The sequence below is a fragment of the Flavobacterium collinsii genome (assembly GCF_902804485.1).
GTDB lineage: Bacteria > Bacteroidota > Bacteroidia > Flavobacteriales > Flavobacteriaceae > Flavobacterium > Flavobacterium collinsii.
Window position 1 is genome coordinate 66,179 of the sequence record NZ_CADCST010000086.1, and the last position, 17,807, is coordinate 83,985.

At 34.4% G+C, this 17,807-nt stretch carries 17 protein-coding genes; 13 read left to right on the forward strand and 4 right to left on the reverse strand.

From position 1 onward, the window contains the following. Positions 1 to 28 precede the first annotated feature (28 nt). From gwsG to gwsS, 3 genes are read left to right on the forward strand one after another with little or no spacing between them, the layout of a single operon-like run. Positions 29 to 994: a grasp-with-spasm system ATP-grasp peptide maturase gene (gene gwsG, locus FLA105534_RS12980; protein ID WP_173966551.1), complete on the forward strand. Its 966-nt coding sequence runs from the start codon at positions 29 to 31 to the stop codon at positions 992 to 994. Beyond that, positions 995 to 1,198 carry a hypothetical protein gene (locus FLA105534_RS12985; protein WP_173966552.1) on the forward strand — a complete coding sequence of 68 codons (204 nt, stop codon included), beginning with the start codon at positions 995 to 997 and terminating at the stop codon, positions 1,196 to 1,198. After that, positions 1,179 to 2,183, forward strand: coding sequence for a grasp-with-spasm system SPASM domain peptide maturase (gene gwsS / locus FLA105534_RS12990; RefSeq protein WP_173966553.1), 1,005 nt, complete (start codon positions 1,179 to 1,181; stop codon positions 2,181 to 2,183). Before FLA105534_RS12985 ends, gwsS begins: the two co-directional genes overlap by 20 nt. A 150-nt stretch (positions 2,184 to 2,333) precedes the next feature. On the opposite strand, the gene FLA105534_RS12995 is transcribed toward gwsS, so the two are convergent. Together FLA105534_RS12995 and FLA105534_RS13000 are read right to left on the reverse strand one after the other, a co-directional pair. Further along, a complete protein-coding gene (locus FLA105534_RS12995; protein WP_173966554.1) occupies positions 2,334 to 4,835 on the reverse strand; it encodes a DUF5686 and carboxypeptidase-like regulatory domain-containing protein in 2,502 nt (833 codons plus the stop codon). 70 nt (positions 4,836 to 4,905) lie between these two features. Continuing rightward, entirely contained in the window at positions 4,906 to 5,883 is a 978-nt protein-coding gene (locus FLA105534_RS13000) for a pyruvate dehydrogenase complex E1 component subunit beta (protein ID WP_173966555.1), read from the reverse strand. Positions 5,884 to 6,353: 470 nt separating this feature from the next. Between FLA105534_RS13000 and FLA105534_RS13005 the strand changes: the two genes are divergently transcribed. From FLA105534_RS13005 to FLA105534_RS13020, 4 genes are all read left to right on the forward strand, one after another. Then, positions 6,354 to 7,100 (forward strand): electron transfer flavoprotein subunit beta/FixA family protein, encoded by a 747-nt coding sequence (locus tag FLA105534_RS13005; RefSeq protein WP_173966556.1) that lies wholly within the window; start codon positions 6,354 to 6,356, stop codon positions 7,098 to 7,100. Between the two features lie 73 nt (positions 7,101 to 7,173). Further along, positions 7,174 to 8,142, forward strand: coding sequence for an electron transfer flavoprotein subunit alpha/FixB family protein (locus tag FLA105534_RS13010; protein ID WP_173966557.1), 969 nt, complete (start codon positions 7,174 to 7,176; stop codon positions 8,140 to 8,142). A gap of 166 nt (positions 8,143 to 8,308) precedes the next feature. Further along, positions 8,309 to 8,932 (forward strand): bifunctional nuclease family protein, encoded by a 624-nt coding sequence (locus tag FLA105534_RS13015; RefSeq protein ID WP_173966558.1) that lies wholly within the window; start codon positions 8,309 to 8,311, stop codon positions 8,930 to 8,932. Between the two features lie 114 nt (positions 8,933 to 9,046). Beyond that, positions 9,047 to 9,898: a thymidylate synthase gene (locus tag FLA105534_RS13020; protein ID WP_173966559.1), complete on the forward strand. Its 852-nt coding sequence runs from the start codon at positions 9,047 to 9,049 to the stop codon at positions 9,896 to 9,898. A gap of 39 nt (positions 9,899 to 9,937) precedes the next feature. Here the strand turns inward: FLA105534_RS13020 and FLA105534_RS13025 are convergent, their stop codons facing one another. Beyond that, positions 9,938 to 10,234, reverse strand: a complete 297-nt coding sequence (locus FLA105534_RS13025) for an isoamylase early set domain-containing protein (RefSeq protein ID WP_173966560.1) — start codon at positions 10,232 to 10,234, stop codon at positions 9,938 to 9,940. A 237-nt stretch (positions 10,235 to 10,471) separates the two neighbouring features. Here FLA105534_RS13025 and FLA105534_RS13030 point away from each other — a divergent pair, with 237 nt between their 5' ends. The 4 genes from FLA105534_RS13030 (at position 10,472) to porT (ending at position 13,326) form a co-directional block, all read left to right on the forward strand. After that, positions 10,472 to 10,816: a 2TM domain-containing protein gene (locus tag FLA105534_RS13030; protein WP_173966561.1), complete on the forward strand. Its 345-nt coding sequence runs from the start codon at positions 10,472 to 10,474 to the stop codon at positions 10,814 to 10,816. 11 nt (positions 10,817 to 10,827) lie between these two features. Next, positions 10,828 to 11,310, forward strand: a complete 483-nt coding sequence (locus FLA105534_RS13035) for a dihydrofolate reductase (RefSeq protein WP_173966562.1) — start codon at positions 10,828 to 10,830, stop codon at positions 11,308 to 11,310. A gap of 572 nt (positions 11,311 to 11,882) precedes the next feature. Further along, complete coding sequence (ubiE, locus tag FLA105534_RS13040) at positions 11,883 to 12,614, forward strand: bifunctional demethylmenaquinone methyltransferase/2-methoxy-6-polyprenyl-1,4-benzoquinol methylase UbiE (RefSeq protein ID WP_173966563.1); 732 nt, start codon at positions 11,883 to 11,885, stop codon at positions 12,612 to 12,614. 1 nt (position 12,615) lies between these two features. Continuing rightward, positions 12,616 to 13,326, forward strand: coding sequence for a type IX secretion/gliding motility protein PorT/SprT (gene porT, locus FLA105534_RS13045; RefSeq protein ID WP_173966564.1), 711 nt, complete (start codon positions 12,616 to 12,618; stop codon positions 13,324 to 13,326). Positions 13,327 to 13,335: 9 nt separating this feature from the next. Here the strand turns inward: porT and FLA105534_RS13050 are convergent, their stop codons facing one another. Then, a complete protein-coding gene (locus tag FLA105534_RS13050) occupies positions 13,336 to 14,064 on the reverse strand; it encodes a TrmH family RNA methyltransferase (RefSeq protein ID WP_173966565.1) in 729 nt (242 codons plus the stop codon). Positions 14,065 to 14,101: 37 nt separating this feature from the next. On the opposite strand from FLA105534_RS13050, the gene tamL reads away from it, so the two are divergent. Together tamL and fbaA are read left to right on the forward strand one after the other, a co-directional pair. Further along, entirely contained in the window at positions 14,102 to 16,663 is a 2,562-nt protein-coding gene (tamL, locus tag FLA105534_RS13055; RefSeq protein WP_173966566.1) for a translocation and assembly module lipoprotein TamL, read from the forward strand. A gap of 58 nt (positions 16,664 to 16,721) precedes the next feature. Continuing rightward, a complete protein-coding gene (gene fbaA, locus FLA105534_RS13060; protein WP_173966567.1) occupies positions 16,722 to 17,789 on the forward strand; it encodes a class II fructose-bisphosphate aldolase in 1,068 nt (355 codons plus the stop codon). Positions 17,790 to 17,807: the final 18 nt, after the last annotated feature.

Consider the following 17,807-nt stretch of genomic DNA (forward strand, 5'->3'; position numbering starts at 1 on the left):
TAGATTTCTTTATTTCAAACAAGCAATCATGATTTTAATTTTAAGCACACCAACAGATTATGACACAAATCATGTAATCGATTGGCTCATACAGCACAAAACACCATTTTTTAGATTGAATGATGAAGATTTAATGCAGGGCATTACTATTTTTAATCACAATCCGGATCAACTTGATGAAACCTATTTTGAACATTATTCTCAAAAAATCTTCTTGAAAGACATTAAAATAGTATGGCATAGAAAATTTGGCTTTTTAATTGATTACGAGAAAAAGATTGGTAAAAACAATGACTTCATAGCCTATTTATACTCCGAGTTCAATAGCCTATCCAGATTGATTTTCAAATTATTGGAAAACAAGAAGTTTTTATGCAAAAATAGCCCTGCTTTTTCCAAGATTGACATTTTGAATAAAGCAGCTAAAGGCGGCTTAAACACTCCCAAAACCCTCATCACCTCCGACAAGCAAAAATTAAGTGCGTTCTATGACCTCCACAATCAATCTATAATTACTAAATCAATAGGAGATGCCCGAGGAGTGATCTATAGTGATAAAACTTTCACTCTGGCTACACATACCATAAAAAAAATAGACACACTTCCTTCAAAATTCTCTCCTTCTCTATTTCAGGAATATATTGACAAAGAAATAGAAATCAGAACTTTTTATCTGGATAAACAATGTTATTCGATGGCCATTTTTTCGCAAAACAATGAAAAAACCAAAATTGACTTCAGAAATTATGATTCTGAAAACCCCAATAGATTTGTACCTTATACATTACCCAAAACAATCGAAAATCAAATTACCGAATTTATGAGTAGTATAAATTTAAATACGGGTTCTCTGGATATTATAAAATCGTCAAAAACCGGGGAATATTATTTTTTAGAGGTAAATCCTTTTGGGCAATTTGGCATGACAAGCAAACCCTGTAACTATAATTTACATCAAAAAGTAGCCGATTATTTAATACAAAATTCCAATTAAATGAAAGTAAGAGATCTCCTTTCTGATCCGGAAATACCGCTGCCTATTATTTTCGAATGCACCGAAGTAGAGGATTATGAAATACAGGAAACCGTATCCAAAAAGCAACATGTTACATCAGAGTATTACCAAACCTCAAAGTTAAGCTGTAGAACCACTTCAAAACCATTACATATCAATAAAAATGAACGACAAAAAATTTAAATTATTCCAATGTTGTGTTCCTGTAAAAGGAGCCAAAAATGGCTTAATCATAGATTTTCAAAGAAAGACACTTCATAAGGTTCCTAATCAAATAATAGATTTGATTGAAGAATATTCTGAAAAAAACATTTATGGTTTATTTACTGATTTTAGAAAAAGCAAAGCGATACTCAAAAATTACATCCGCTATTTCTTATCGAATGAATTGCTAATTGTATCCGAAAACACAGAAGACTACCCTTCATTAGACCGCAATTTTACAAAACCTCATGTTCTGGATACGATTGGATGCGAAATAGATGCTTCTTTCGATTTTTTTGATTTTCTCATAAAAAATGAAATTAATGAATTAGGCGTAAATACCTTAAAGCTTATTTTGAAGAATAATGAGATTAATAATCTAATTAAAATTAACGCTCTTTTAGAAACATCTAAAATCAAAAATGTCGTCATTTATCTGGAGTATTGCAAAGAAAAGCTTTCCTCAATAAAATCGCTTATAATAGACAATCCAAGAATTTTACAGGTGATTTTTTATAATTGCAATACAGAAAACGAATCTTCATTAATCGAGGAAAAATTTTGTTACGAGAAACAATCACTCGAAAAAATATTTTACAATATTTCTATCGAGCATGCATCTGATTTTGTTTTAGACATGGATATTTACCACGAAGCACTACATCACAATCTGATGTTTAACCGAACTGTTTTTATTGATGCTTTTGGCAACATCAAAAAACACTTTTCAGATCCTAAATCCTATGGAAAAATCATTAAAAGCAGCATAAAAAAAGTAATTACAAATGAAGAATTTAGCGCTTTTTGGAACATCACTAAAGATGAAATCGAAATTTGTAAAGACTGCGAATTTCGCTATGTATGCCCAGACGGAAGGATTCCTCAAAGAGTTGATTCGGAAAAATCAAATTATAAATTTAATACTCACTGTAATTACGACCCCTATCAAAGTACCTGGAATTAATTGCTATAAGGTTATTTGAGCTGTTTTATTACTTCATATATTTTATCTGACTACGGATCTTCTCAAAATATAGTCGTAAAACATAATTTTATTACAGCTAAAAAAAACTGACTCACTGATTCTAAATGACTAAAAATTAGTGACACCTTCTTAGAAATAAAAACCAAACGATCCTTTTATCGCAAATTTAGTAGCATCTGGCATGTTCATATAATTTCCTCTCCATGAAAAATCAAGACGGAATACTTTGAATATGTTTCCAATCCCGGCATTGTATTCCCAATATACATTTTCCGGCGCATTATAAGGCAATCCTGAAGCATTAATGGCACGGTTAGCATTAGAAATAGTTCCGTGTACCGCTCTTACCCCAACAAATTCTCTCCAGTTTAATTTTCTCATGAACGGAATTCTTGCAAACAGCCTTCCTCCAAAGTCATGATTCCATTGTAAAGTGGTATACTGGTCAGTTATAAACTCGTAGAAATTTAAGTTACTAAACGTATTTTCGATGGTAAAATAAGTCTGATTTCCGGGAATTACACTCATCAATCCTAATGGGATGGTACCGAAGGTTTTTCCAGTTTCAAGGATAATATTCGATCTTCCTAATGGCCCTATAATAATAGGCTGCTTGTAAAACAGCTGTACTTTTTGATAAGCAAAATCGCTGTTTAAAACCCCTTTCAAACCATAACTAAAGTTTACAAAGAAATGACTGAACGGGCTGTCAACAATATTTCGTTCTACTCCAAAACCGATTGTCTTACGATTAGGCATAAACTCAAACTGAATATTCGCTTCTGACTGTGTTACCTTGTTTGCTATTACACCAGCCGGATTTGCTGCTGTTGGCAAAGTAGTATAATAGTCTAAACTAAAGATCGGAGAAGCCGATTCTAAAGTTCTGTATGAAATACCGGCCTGAACAACGAAATTCTTCATAGGCTCCATTTCAAGCGAAATATTGCTCAGATTAATGTTGGTCAATTTTCCATTACTTCCCGTGGTAAATAATGCGGAGGAAGCAAAACTTCGTCCCAGAATATCATTTGTAGTCGTTAAGCTGGCACCAATTTGCTCGATGTCACGCCTGTTTCCCCCAGAAATAATGATTCGGTTTTTCTTGTCCACCATCCATTTTCCGGAAACTCCGTATTTGAATTTATTATCGTCAAAACCATATGCGGTGTAAGCTTGTATACGCCATGGATCATTAGGACCAAAATAAGTCCTCCCCCCTGCTCGCAATCGTAACCCTTCAACTTCGTTATACCCGAAAGTGGAGAAGATAGGTCCAAAATCAAAATTCTTAAACTCGACGTAACCACTACCCAAAATAGAAACTAAACTATAAAGTTGTTTGAATCTTTTGACCGTTTGCAGTGTATCGAGCATCTTGTAAATACCCTGCTCGTCTTTGTTGAGTTTTTCAAAACGGTTTTCATCCCAAAATTCATCCGATTTGTTGTAAACGGCATTATCAATAAAATTGACTTCCTGCTTGTAAAAACTTTCTGGTTTTTGAAGATTGAATTTATGGTCCTTATATAAAGTCGTTCGTTTTCCATAGACTCCTTTTGATTTTTCCTTTTTATTCAAGGCAAAATCAGACATCATATAATCTCGGGTTAAGAGAAATACAGAATCATTCTCAACCTCAAATTCCTGTTCGATATAAATATCTTTTACCCAGTTAATATTGGCGCTTTTAGTAACGGCCATATTAATTTTTTTGATCGCAAAAGTGGTATCGTTTACCCAAAAATCTCCTTTAAAAGTCAGTTCGTTTTTACGTCTTGGGTAAAAAACGATATTGTAACACCATTTTTTATCGACATAAGCACTGTCTTTTAAAACGTAATTGTAAACATCAATTCCTGTTCTGGAAAGCGGACTTGTAAAGCTCTTGTCGAAGAATTTAAGATGATTGTCGTAGATGTTATAATCGGAGTAAAGATCCTTCACAAAAGATAAAATCTGCTGATTCCCGTTAAACCCAGAAGTTTTATTTCCGGTCAGGTTCTCTTTTGTTTTCTTTAGTTTATTGTCTCCGTAAACATCATACAGTGATTCGCTTATAAAAATCGGCAAATATGTTTTCCCTGTAACCTCCGATGTATCAACATGTTTGAATACAAATTCCATTCCTTTGAAGAGTTTATTCTTCATAAAAGCACTATCAATCGTGTTCATATCAAACTCGACTTTTTCGTACTTTTGCATCTGATACTGATTGAATTGGTACAAGCCGTTTTTACGTTTGCGTTCCCAGATTTTTCTCAAAATATCTAGTGCCGGATTATTCTTCTTAGAGGTTTTTCCGGTAAAAATTACGACTTCATTCAATGCTTCAGCTTCACTTAAAACTATCTTAAAGTCATAGTTTACGGCTTTTTCCAGTGTAACTTCCCGATCTGAGAATCCTGCCGAACTTACTAATAAAGTGGTATAAGTATTAGGTGATTCCAGATAGAAACGCCCATCTTCATTAGAAACAATTCCAGTATTTGATCCCTTAAAAACAACATTAGCAAACGGAATGGGCTGATTAGATTTGTCCAAAACAATTCCACTCACTTTAGTTTGTGCAATAACGCTGCCCGCCATTGCGAGTACAAAAAACAAGCTAAGTAAAATTATTCTTTTCATAATCTGGCAAAAAAAAACTTCATCAATAATAAGTATGACTGATGAAGTTTTATAAGTATCGTTTAATTTACTATTTGTACATTACTTTCTTTACTGCTTTTACTACATCAGCTGCATTTGGCAACCAGTCTTTTAGTAAAACAGGAGAGTAAGGCGCAGGTGTATCTGCTGTTGTAATACGTTGAATTGGCGCATCAAGAAAATCGAAAGCCTGTTCCTGAACGATGTATGTAATTTCAGATGAAACACTTGCAAATGGCCAAGCTTCTTCTAAGATTACTAAACGGTTCGTTTTTTTAACAGAAGTAAGAATAGTTTCTTTATCCATTGGACGAACTGTTCTTAAATCGATAATTTCACAAGAAATTCCTTCTTTAGCTAATTCATCAGCAGCAATAAAAGCTTCTTTGATAATTTTTCCAAAAGAAACAATTGTAACATCTTTTCCTTCACGTTTAACATCGGCAACTCCTAACGGAATTGTATATTCTCCATCCGGCACCTCACCTTTGTCACCATACATTTGCTCAGACTCCATAAAAATTACAGGATCATTATCACGAATAGCAGATTTCAAAAGTCCTTTTGCATCATAAGGAGTTGAAGGCACAACAACCTTAAGTCCCGGAGTATTAGCAAACCAGTTTTCTAAAGCTTGCGAGTGAGTCGCTCCTAATTGACCTGCAGAAGCAGTTGGTCCGCGAAAAACGATAGGCACATTAAATTGTCCACCTGTCATTTGACGCATTTTAGCAGCGTTATTTATAATTTGATCAATACCTACTAAACAGAAGTTGAAAGTCATGTACTCTACAATAGGACGACAACCGTTCATCGCTGATCCTACTGCAATCCCTGTAAAACCAAGCTCAGCAATTGGAGTATCAATTACTCTTTTTTCTCCAAACTCAGCAAGCATTCCTTTTGAAGCTTTGTAAGCCCCGTTGTATTCTGCAACTTCTTCGCCCATTAAATATATGGATTCATCGTGACGCATTTCTTCGCTCATCGCTTCACAAATGGCCTCTCTAAATTGTATTGTTCTCATATTTATATTGTATGTTGAATTTTCTGAAGAGCAAAAATAAATATTTTAAATAACTTAAAAGCATAAATTGAATTTAAAATCACACGAACTTCCTCCTGTCTTGCGCTTTTAACTTTTTAAAATTTATTGTGATATTTACGAAATCGATGTAATTACAACTTTATCACCAAAAACTTTTTCTGTTGGATTCTGATTCAGCAAAATTCTTCCTCTCTAACGCAACAACTCAAATTATAGTATAAAACGAAGCAAATTTTAACAGTCCTCATAAACCCCTCTTTGCAAAATCCTTAAGAATCAGCAGGTATCAATGTATTATCAATATTCGTTGACTCCGAAAGACTTCCATAATTGCACAATTTGCGAAAACGTAATAGTTTTTAAAAAATATTATGCACGCATAGTATATTATTTCAATTTTAATTTCTAAATTTGTAGAAGCATTTTATAATTTATCAAAATATATACTTATGAAAATATTAGTTTGCATCAGCCACGTGCCTGATACTACTTCAAAAATTAACTTCTCCAATGGTGACTCAGAATTTGATACCAATGGTGTTCAATATGTAATTAATCCTAATGACGAATTTGGTCTTACCCGTGCAATCTGGTTTCAGGAGCAACAAGGTGCAACTGTAACGGTTGTAAATGTTGGAGGACCTGACACTGAGCCTACTTTACGTAAAGCTTTGGCAATTGGTGCAAACGAAGCGATTCGTGTGAACGCTAATCCAACTGATGGTTTTTTTGTTGCTAAACAATTGGCAGAAGTAATTAAAAATGGTGGTTATGATTTAGTAATTGCCGGAAAAGAATCTTTAGATTATAACGGAGGAATGGTCCCTGGAATGATCGCAGGAATCTTAGGTTCTAACTTTTTAAACTCTTGTACTGCTATCACTGTTGAAGGCAACAATGTAAAAGCGGTGCGCGAAATCGATGGTGGAAAAGAAACTGTAAGCACTACTTTACCTCTAATCATAGGTGGTCAAAAAGGTCTTGTTGAAGAAAAAGACCTGCGTATTCCAAACATGAGAGGAATTATGACTGCAAGAACAAAAGCTTTAACTATTCTTGAACCAGTTGATGCTCCTGTAAATACAAAAGCGGTGAAATTTGAAAAACCAGCTCCTAAATCAGCAGTGAAATTAGTTTCTCCTGATAATTTAGATGAGTTAATCAATTTATTACACAACGAAGCAAAAGTTATCTAGTAATCAGTATTCAGTCTCGGTTTTCAGTTCTCTAACCTGAAATCTGAAACTTTAAACTTCTAAACAAAAAATTATGTCAATATTAATATATGCAGAATCTGCAGAAGGAAAATTCAAAAAAGTTGCTTTCGAACTGGCTTCTTACGCTAAAAAAGTAGCCGAAACTTTAGGAACAACTGTTACCGCTTTAACCGTAAACATCAGTGATGTAAGCGAATTATCGAAATACGGAGTAGACAAAGTACTAAAAGTAACCAATGACAAATTAGCTGGTTTTACTGCCAAAGCTTATGCTGATGTTATCAAACAAGCCGCTGAAAAAGAAGCTACAAAAGTAGTTTTACTTTCTTCTACAACAGACAGTATTTACCTTTCTTCATTAGTTGCAGTAGCTTTAAACGCCGGTTTCGCCTCAAATGTAGTTGGATTACCAGTAAGCACTTCTCCTTTTCAGGTAAAAAGAAATGCTTTTTCTAATAAAGCATTCAATATTACTGAAATCACTACAGATGTAAAAGTTCTTGGTCTGGCTAAAAACTCTTACGGAATTTTCGAAAGTGCAGGATCTGCTACCGAAGAAGATTTCAATCCATCTATTGGTGACAATGATTTTGGAGTAAAAGTAGAATCTGTAGAAAAAGTAAGCGGAAAAGTATCTATCGCTGATGCTGACGTTGTAGTTTCTGGAGGACGTGGACTAAAAGGTCCGGAAAACTGGGGCTTAGTTGAAGATCTTGCTGCAGTATTAGGTGCTGCAACAGCATGTTCTAAACCGGTTTCTGACTTAGGATGGAGACCTCACAGTGAACACGTTGGACAAACAGGAAAACCGGTTGCCACTAACTTGTATATTGCAATAGGAATTTCCGGTGCAATTCAGCACATTGCAGGTATCAACTCTTCAAAAGTAAAAGTTGTAATCAACAATGATCCTGAAGCTCCTTTCTTTAAAGTAGCTGATTATGGAGTAGTTGGTGATGCTTTCGAAATTGTTCCGCAATTAATTGAGAAATTAAAAGCTTTTAAAGCACAACATTCTTAGTTTAAAAATTCTCTATAAAAATATAGCTACCTAAAAACAAGATAAATCGTATCTTTGTTTTAGGTAGCTTTTTTGTTCCATATTTTTTGATTAAAATTGCACCTTTATTTTTCAATCAAAAAAAGTATTAAAATGAGGCAATAATTGCCCTTTTTTACCCACATATATGAGTCTAGTAAAATTATCTATAAAAGGAATTTCATACAGTCAAACTCAAAATGGCGCTTATGCCTTAATTTTGAATGAAGTTGATGGCGAAAGAAAATTGCCAATAGTTATTGGTGCTTTTGAAGCACAATCTATTGCTATCGCCCTGGAAAAAGAAATTAAACCCCCTCGTCCGTTAACACACGACTTGTTCAAAAACTTCGCTGAAAGATTTGACATCGTTGTAAAACAAGTTATTATTCACAAACTTGTTGACGGCGTTTTTTATTCGAGTTTGATCTGCGAAAGAGACAAAATCGAGGAAATTATCGATGCCAGAACTTCTGATGCCATTGCATTAGCCTTACGTTTTAACGCGCCAATTTTCACTTACAAAAACATTTTAGACAAAGCCGGAATTTACTTAAAATCAAATACTGCAGAAACCGATCAGGGTTCTCAGGAAATTGATGATGTACTCTCGAACCCTGAGACTTTTGGCCGCGAAGAAGAAAGCAATCAATCCGGAGATGTTTACGCCAAACATAGCCTGCAGGAACTAAACGAACTTTTAGATCAAGCCGTTTCTCAGGAAGATTATGAAAAAGCAGCAAAAATTCGAGACGAAATTTCGAAAAGATGATTTTAAGGCTGTAAGCCTTAAGCTTTAGGCTATAAGCTTAAAGCAAAAACATAAAAAACAAGCTTAGAGCATTAGGGAAAAGCCTAAAGCTTAAAGCCTCAAGCTTAAAGCGTCATGAAACAATACTTAGATTTAGTACAGCATGTTTTAGATAACGGCTGTCAAAAAGGAGATAGAACGGGAACGGGAACCAAAAGTGTTTTTGGCTACCAGATGAGATTTGATTTAAGTGAAGGTTTCCCAATGGTTACAACCAAAAAACTACATTTAAAATCGATCATATACGAACTGCTTTGGTTCTTAAAAGGCGATACGAATGTAAAATACCTTCAGGAAAATGGAGTGAAAATCTGGGATGCCTGGGCAGATTCTAATGGCGATTTAGGCCCTGTTTACGGACATCAATGGCGCAATTGGAACAGCGAAGAAATTGATCAGATCTCTGAATTGATTACAGAACTAAAAACGAACCCAAATAGCCGAAGAATGCTAGTTTCAGCATGGAACCCTTCGGTATTACCGGATACCAAAAAATCATTTGAAGAGAATGTAGCCAATAACAAAGCAGCTTTACCTCCATGTCATGCCTTTTTTCAATTTTACGTCACAAGTCCTGATACTGAAAAAGGAGAGACAAAAGGAAAACTCTCTTGTCAACTGTACCAACGAAGTGCTGACATATTTTTGGGAGTTCCTTTTAATATTGCTTCTTATGCTCTGCTAACCTTAATGATTGCACAGGTTTGCGATCTGGAACCGGGAGAATTTATTCACACTTTTGGAGACGCACACATTTACAACAATCATTTTGAGCAATTAGAACTGCAATTAACACGTGAGCCAAAACCTTTACCAAAAATGGTTTTAAATCCGGAGATTAAAAATATATTCGATTTTGATTACAACGACTTTACACTTTTAGATTACGAGCCACATGCCGGCATAAAAGGAAGTGTTGCTGTATAAAACATAAAAAAATCCGCTTAAAATTTTAAGCGGATTTTTTTATACTACCAGAACGCTATTCTCACTTCCGGCAAAATCATTCCACTTATACGAATCCGCCTCAGGATCGTTCGCGTAAACTCCGTCAATTACGTACTTAAATTCGTAAATGGCATCTTTCACTAGGTCATAAGTTGCTTTAAAAGTTCCGTTTTTCAACTTACTTAAAGTTCCTTCTTCGGGATTCCAATTGTTAAAATCACCAACAACTGCTGCCGAATTTGCATCTTTTGCATCGACTGTAAAAGTAACTTTACACACCGGCTTTGTTTTTACAAACTGTTTCTTTAAAGACATAACTATTTAATTTTTAGATTCATAGACTAAATTACATAAATTCATCTGAACTCCCGACACCCCTATAAGCGATTTGTGATAATATCAAAAACACAATATTTTTTTAACCATATCAATAAATAAATCCGCATAAAATTTTAGATTCCAAAGCTCTAAGTTACTTTGCCAGAAATATTCCCGAATCTAAATAGGGTCATTACAAAATAAATTCTAACTTTATGACCTCATTTATATCTTATGGAAAAGGAAGTACACGAACAATACGAATACGCCAGAAGAAGAATCAGACAAAAGAAAATCCTTTATTTTCATTTTGTACTTTTTCTTTTAGGAAGTTTATTTTTGTTTATCGGCAATAGATTTTTCGATTTAGGAGCCACCAGCGAACAAAATTGGTGCGTTTGGGCCATAACAATTTGGTTCTTTGTCTTTATTTTGCATTTCATCAAAGTGTATATTACAGACCGGTTCATGAACAAAAAATGGGAAAGAGAACAAATTGACCGACTTGTTGCCTTGCAACAAAAAAGAATTAGTCAGTTAGAGTCGAAAATAAATGAAGATTCTGAAAATAAAATTTAGTTTAGAATGCCATGATTATAATGATAGCGGCTGTTGCCGAAAATAACGCACTTGGAAAAAACAATGAATTAGTTTGGCATTTACCAAATGATTTTAAAAGGTTTAAATCTCTTACTACCAATCATCACATTATAATGGGAAGAAAAACTTTTGAAAGCTTCCCTAAACCTTTACCCAATCGAGTTCATGTTGTAATAACACGCCAAAGCGATTATCAACCGGAAGGTTGTGTTGTTGTTGACTCTATTGAAAAAGCAATAGCAATCTGCCCTGAAAATGAAGACTCCTATATTATTGGAGGCGGTGAAATTTACAACCTTGGCCTGCCATATACAGACATCATTGAAATTACCAAAGTACATCACACTTTTGACGCAGACACTTTCTTTCCTAAAATTAGCGAAGCCGACTGGCAGCTTGTAGAATCGGAAGAAAACTTTAAAGACGAAAAACATCTTTACGATTATACCTACGAAACCTATATTAAGAAATAAAAAAAACATCCTCTTATGGAGGATGTTTTCAAAAATAATTAATCTTTTAAATGGGCTCATTCAGGAAATAAGTTTAATAAAATAACAAATATTAAAAATAACATTTGAAATAATTGAATAACACTGTTTATTGAGATTTTATCTCACGGGCGTCTTTAATAACAAATACCACTAAGATATTAAAGACAATTTTTCCAAAAACAAATTTAATCCTAAGAACGTATTTCACACTTTTAAAAAATAGAGTATTGACCCCCAAGAACAATACTTTTTTAACCTCTTTCCTGAACAAGTTAAGTACAAGTGCAAAACAATACCCACATTGCTTTGAGCCATTTTAAAAGATCAATCTTTAAAACTTCATCATTATTACTAAGGCAAAAGTGCACATAAATCCATCCCCCCACAATACCCACTTTTGGTGATTTTTTCAAAATAACCATTTTTGGTGATGGTCAGAAATATGATATTCCGCACCAATTAAAAACCTACTCTTAAAACAATTAAGACACAAAATAAAAAACCCAATTACAGTTAAGACAGATTGTATTATATTTGCGTAAATAAAAAAAATGTCTGAAAAAATAACCCCATATAAAGACTCTTCTTTAGGTAAAAAAGAGCAGGTTGCCCAAATGTTTGACAACATCTCCGGTAACTATGACAATTTAAATCGTGTGATCTCATTTGGTATTGACACCAAATGGAGAAAAAAAGTGCTCAAAATTGTTTCGGATACAAAACCAAAAATCATTCTTGACATAGCAACCGGAACAGGTGACTTAGCTATCTTAATGTCGCAAACAAATGCTGAAAAAATTATTGGATTGGACATTTCTGCCGGAATGCTTGAAGTAGGGAAGAAAAAAGTTCAGGCAAAAGGATTATCCAATACCATCGATTTAGTTCTAGGAGATTCTGAAAAAATACCTTTTGACGATAATTATTTCGATGCTATAACGGTTGGATTTGGAGTTCGAAATTTCGAAAATCTGGAAAAAGGTTTTGCAGAAATCTTAAGAGTTCTAAAACCAAATGGTGTTTTTGTAATTCTGGAAACTTCGGTTCCGGACAAAACACCCTACAAACAAGGTTATAAATTTTACAGCAAAAACATCCTTCCAATTATAGGAAAACTGTTTTCTAAAGACAATTCAGCATACGGCTATTTGTCTGAATCTGCCGCAGTTTTTCCTTACGGAGAAGCTCTGAACAATATTTTAAGAAAAATTGGGTTTATAGATGTTGTAGCAATGCCTCAAACTTTCGGCGTTGCAACCATTTATTCTGCATCTAAAAAATAGTATGAAAAAAACTGTAGTCTTACTTTTATTAGTCTTATCGACACAAGGATATTCGCAATTTGCTAAGAGTATGTTTAGCAAAGATCCTATTATTAATCTTGAAAACTGGCAAAAACAACGCTTGTATTTTGGCTACTATCTTGGGTTTAACAGCTTCGATTTTAAGTTTGACTACAAAGCTCCAGGTCCAGATATTCAAGTAAAAAAGACTACTGGTTTTAATGTTGGTGTTGTAGCCGATTTAAGACTGCAGGAATACATCAATCTTCGTTTTGAACCGGGATTATACTATACAAAGCGTGACTTGCACTACCCAAATTTACCTTTACAGAAAGACTATCTAAGAGAGGTAAACAGTACATACATCCATTTTCCTTTACTCTTAAAGTTCTCTGCTTTGCGTACCGGAAATATACGTCCATATTTAGTTGGCGGAATGTCTTCGACACTTAATTTATCCAGTAACGCCAAATCAAAAGACGATAACTTTGAAGGAAAATTCAGAGTTAAGCAATGGACCGCTGCTTACGAACTGGGTTTTGGAATCGACATTTTCTCTGAATATTTCATCTTCTCTCCTTCAATACGCGGAATGTTTGGTATATCCGATGAACTTATTCGTGATAATCCGGCAAACGGACCTAGTCCATGGACGGACAATATCGATTCTATGAAATCAAGAGCTATTTTAATAAATTTCACTTTTCATTAAAACAAATACTTAACTATTTCGTTTAAACTCACTAAGAATAATTGCTGTTGCTGTAGCTACATTTAAACTTTCGGTTTTTTGAAGCTCCCCAAATCTTGGAATTGTGAGTCGGCTTGTCACCATTTTTTCAATTTGCTCCGAAATACCATTGGCTTCATTACCCATAATAATGATTCCATTTTGAGGCAAATTGGATTTATAGATGTTTTCGCCATCCATAAAAGTTCCAAATACGGCTAATTCTGTTTGAGTTATAAACGTTTCGAGATCAACATAATTAACATTTACTCTTGTGATAGAACCCATTGTAGCCTGCACCACTTTTGGATTGTAAATATCAACGGTTTCTTTAGAGCAAACAATTTGTTTGATCCCAAACCAGTCACAAAGACGCAAAATTGTGCCTAAATTTCCGGGATCGCGAATATCATCTAAGGCCAAAATTAAGCCCGAATTGATTATTTCGTTTTCGGCAGGGATTTTAAAGACAGCCAAACAGGAATTAGGAGTAGACAAAGCGCTTATTTTTTTAAGTTCCTGCTCATAAATCAGTGTTCGCTTTGAAGAATGAACCTCTTCAAAATCATTTAGAGTCGTGTATAAATGCTCTAATTCAAAATTGGATTGCAACAATTCTTGAATTACTTTTACTCCTTCGGCGAAAAACAATTGATTTGCAAAACGTTGCTTTTTTTGATGTAAACCTGAGATAAGTTTTATTTGGTTTTTACTAACCATAAAATAATGTACTTTTGAATTAAATATTTAAGAACACTTGAAAAAGAATTCCACAAAAATAATAGCATTTATCCTAATAGCAATTTTTATTTGCGCTTGTGATGCTGTAAAAAGAGTTCCTGATGGAAAAAATCTTCTTGTAAAAAATACTATTCTTGTAAATGGTAAGTCAACTAACGACGAAACTGCCTTTAATCAAATGTACCAAAAACCAAATGGTACCCTATTAGGATATCGTCTTCGTTTGAATTTATACAACTTAGCAAATTTAAATCCGGATTCTACATATCAGGCTAAATTCAAGAACAATCCAGGTTTATACGAACGCCAGTCAAAACTTTTATCAGCAAAACAAGTCGATCGCCTTGGACAATCTTTCATGTACAAAGGTATTCATGAATTTTTAAAAAGCACTGGTGAAGCGCCAGTAATTATTGACACTTCAAAAACAAAGAAAACACTCCTGCGTTTAAAATATTATTATTTCAACAATGGTTATTTTAAAGTTGCTACAGATTATACCATTGATAGTGTCGGAAGAAAGAAAGCCAAGATAAATTACAATATCAAAACCGGTCCAGCTTATACTTTAGATACTATTAAAACCAAAATAATGACTCCCGCCTTGGACTCATTATATAAAGTCAACAACGATCCTTCAGCTTTAAAATCAGGAAAACAATACAAAACCAGTGATTTTGAAGAAGAAAAAAATCGTCTTACCACCTACTTCCGAAATCATGGCGCTTATTATTTTCAACCTACTTATGTCACTTTTGACATTGATACCATTGGTAAAAAAGACAAAGCCAATGTAATGCTAATTGTAAACAACAACAACATTCAGGAAAGAGATTCCAGCAGAACAGAACCTTTTAAATTATACAAAATCAGCGATGTAAACATCTACACCGATTATTCTGCTGCAAATGCAAAAAATAAAATTACAGATAGCACCAGTTACAACAACTTTAACCTTTACAGTTATAAAAAACTAAAATACAAACCACGCGCCATTACCGATGCGGTTTTTATCAGTAAGGGAAGTACTTTCTCGGATACCAGAACCACACTTTCTTCAAGATATCTGAACAATTTGAAAATTTTCAACTATCCGTCTATTCAATATGAAGTTGACAAACGTGACTCGACTGCACAGTCTTTAATTGCAAATGTTTACCTCACGCCTAGAAAGAAATATAGTTTCGGAGCCACTTTTGACGTTACGCATTCTAACATTCAGGATTTTGGTATCGGAGCCAGTATCTCCGAAACGATTCGAAACGTTTTTAACAGGGCCGAAACTTTAGAAATTTCTACCCGTTTGAATTTAGGTTCATCGCGCGATATGGCAAATCCCAACAACAATTTCTTCAACGTTTCAGAGTATGGTGTTGATTTAAAACTAAATTTCCCAAGGATTTTATTGCCTTTTGGAACTGAAAAAATTATTCCGAAAAGAATGATTCCTTCCACCAGTATTGCAGGAGGTTTCTCCAAACAAAGGAACATTGGTCTGGACAAAGAAAATTTCACCGGAGGTATTGCTTATAACTGGTCTCCAAAACGAGGAAATACAGCAAAATTTGAATTGCTTAATGCACAATTTGTACGTAATTTAAATCCGGGTAACTATTTTAACGTTTACACTTCATCATACAGAGAGCTTAATAACATTGGTAAACAATACAACAAAAACGAGTCTTATTTTGACAATCCGAACGATCAAAACCTTACGATTCCTCAAGGAACTGCCGGATTCACCAATGATGTATTGTCCCCCAACTCCAATTTAATCCTTCCTGATCAGGACTATAAAGATGTAAAAAGCATTGAAGAAAGAAGAGTTCGTCTAACCGAGAATGATTTTATTCTGGCCACAAGCTATACTTTTACCAAAACCACAAAAAAAGATCTTGCCGATAATACATTCTATCAGTTTAAAACCAAAATAGAATCAGCCGGTACTTTGCTATCAGCTATTTCAAACATTGGGAACTTTCAAAAAAATGGCAAAGGCAATTATGAAATTTTTAATCTGGAATATTCAGAATACATCAAAACTGAATTTGATTATATCAAACACTGGGATTTTGGAAAAGAAAAAGTACTGGCAGTACGAAGCTTTTTTGGAATTGCGATTCCATTTGGAAATTCAAACTACATCCCATTTTCACGAAGTTATTATGCCGGAGGTTCAAACGACAACCGGGCATGGCAGCCCTATGCTTTGGGTCCCGGAAGCACTAATGCTGCAAATGATTTTAACGAGGCCAACATGAAAATAGCAATGAGTGCCGAGCTTCGTTTTAAAATTTTTGGAAGTGTCAAAGGAGCCATCTTCGCAGACGCCGGAAATATCTGGAATGTGCTCGATAATGTGATTGACGAGAAGGCAAAATTCTCTGGCGTAAACGATTTAGCTGAAATTGCACTAGGTACAGGATTTGGTTTACGTTACGATTTGAGCTTTTTTGTTATTCGTTTGGATATGGGCTTTAAGACCTATAACCCAGCACATGAGAAGGGAGATCGCTGGTTTAAAGAATACAATTTTGGGCACTCGGTTTTAAATTTTGGAATAAATTATCCATTCTAATGCTAATTAATTCTTATTTTTGCAACCTAAAAACTAAAAACAACTAAAAAAAATTACAATGGCACACAATATTAAACCGGGGGTAGCTACAGGAGATCAGGTTCAGGAAATTTTTAACTATGCGAAAGAGAAAGGATTTGCTTTACCTGCAGTAAACGTTACTGGTTCAAGTACAATCAATGGAGTTCTTGAAACTGCAGCAAAATTAAACGCACCGGTTATTATCCAATTTTCAAACGGAGGAGCACAATTTAACGCTGGAAAAGGACTATCTAATGCAGGAGAAAAAGCAGCAATTGCTGGTGGAATCGCCGGAGCAAAACACATTCATACTTTAGCAGAAGCTTACGGAGCAACTGTAATTCTTCATACTGACCACTGCGCAAAAAAATTATTACCTTGGATTGATGGTTTATTAGATGCTTCTGAAAAACATTTTGCAGAAACAGGAAAACCATTATACAGTTCTCATATGATCGATTTGTCTGAAGAGCCAATCGAAGAAAACATCGAAATCTGTAAAGAGTACTTGGCGAGAATGAGCAAAATGGGAATGACATTAGAAATCGAGCTTGGTATTACAGGTGGTGAAGAAGATGGTGTTGACAACTCTGACGTTGACAGTTCAAAATTATACACTCAGCCAGAAGAAGTAGCTTTTGCTTACGAAGAATTATCTAAAATAAGCCCTAAATTTACAATTGCAGCTGCTTTTGGAAACGTTCACGGTGTTTACAAACCAGGAAACGTAAAATTAACTCCAAAAATCTTAAAAAATTCTCAGGATTTCGTTCAAAACAAATTCAACACTGGTCATAATCCGGTAGATTTCGTTTTCCACGGAGGTTCAGGTTCTACACTTGAAGAAATCAGAGAAGCAATTGGATACGGAGTAATCAAAATGAATATCGATACCGATTTACAATTTGCATACACAGAAGGAATTCGTGATTATATGGTTAAAAATATTGACTATTTAAAAACTCAAATTGGTAACCCAGAAGGTGCTGATGTTCCTAACAAAAAATATTACGACCCAAGAAAATGGGTACGTGAAAGCGAAGTAACATTCAATACAAGACTTGAACAAGCTTTTGCAGACTTGAATAACGTAAATACACTATAAATTTTAGATTTCTGATTT

Excerpts from the sequence above, each read along its gene's own strand:
- gwsG (WP_173966551.1), top strand. The coding sequence starts at position 29 with ATGATTTTAATTTTAAGCACACCAACAGATTATGACACAAATCATGTA.
- FLA105534_RS12985 (WP_173966552.1), top strand. The coding sequence starts at position 995 with ATGAAAGTAAGAGATCTCCTTTCTGATCCGGAAATACCGCTGCCTATT.
- gwsS (WP_173966553.1), top strand. The coding sequence starts at position 1,179 with ATGAACGACAAAAAATTTAAATTATTCCAATGTTGTGTTCCTGTAAAA.
- FLA105534_RS12995 (WP_173966554.1), bottom strand. The coding sequence starts at position 4,835 with ATGAAAAGAATAATTTTACTTAGCTTGTTTTTTGTACTCGCAATGGCG.
- FLA105534_RS13000 (WP_173966555.1), bottom strand. The coding sequence starts at position 5,883 with ATGAGAACAATACAATTTAGAGAGGCCATTTGTGAAGCGATGAGCGAA.
- FLA105534_RS13005 (WP_173966556.1), top strand. The coding sequence starts at position 6,354 with ATGAAAATATTAGTTTGCATCAGCCACGTGCCTGATACTACTTCAAAA.
- FLA105534_RS13010 (WP_173966557.1), top strand. The coding sequence starts at position 7,174 with ATGTCAATATTAATATATGCAGAATCTGCAGAAGGAAAATTCAAAAAA.
- FLA105534_RS13015 (WP_173966558.1), top strand. The coding sequence starts at position 8,309 with ATGAGTCTAGTAAAATTATCTATAAAAGGAATTTCATACAGTCAAACT.
- FLA105534_RS13020 (WP_173966559.1), top strand. The coding sequence starts at position 9,047 with ATGAAACAATACTTAGATTTAGTACAGCATGTTTTAGATAACGGCTGT.
- FLA105534_RS13025 (WP_173966560.1), bottom strand. The coding sequence starts at position 10,234 with ATGTCTTTAAAGAAACAGTTTGTAAAAACAAAGCCGGTGTGTAAAGTT.
- FLA105534_RS13030 (WP_173966561.1), top strand. The coding sequence starts at position 10,472 with ATGGAAAAGGAAGTACACGAACAATACGAATACGCCAGAAGAAGAATC.
- FLA105534_RS13035 (WP_173966562.1), top strand. The coding sequence starts at position 10,828 with ATGATTATAATGATAGCGGCTGTTGCCGAAAATAACGCACTTGGAAAA.
- ubiE (WP_173966563.1), top strand. The coding sequence starts at position 11,883 with ATGTCTGAAAAAATAACCCCATATAAAGACTCTTCTTTAGGTAAAAAA.
- porT (WP_173966564.1), top strand. The coding sequence starts at position 12,616 with ATGAAAAAAACTGTAGTCTTACTTTTATTAGTCTTATCGACACAAGGA.
- FLA105534_RS13050 (WP_173966565.1), bottom strand. The coding sequence starts at position 14,064 with ATGGTTAGTAAAAACCAAATAAAACTTATCTCAGGTTTACATCAAAAA.
- fbaA (WP_173966567.1), top strand. The coding sequence starts at position 16,722 with ATGGCACACAATATTAAACCGGGGGTAGCTACAGGAGATCAGGTTCAG.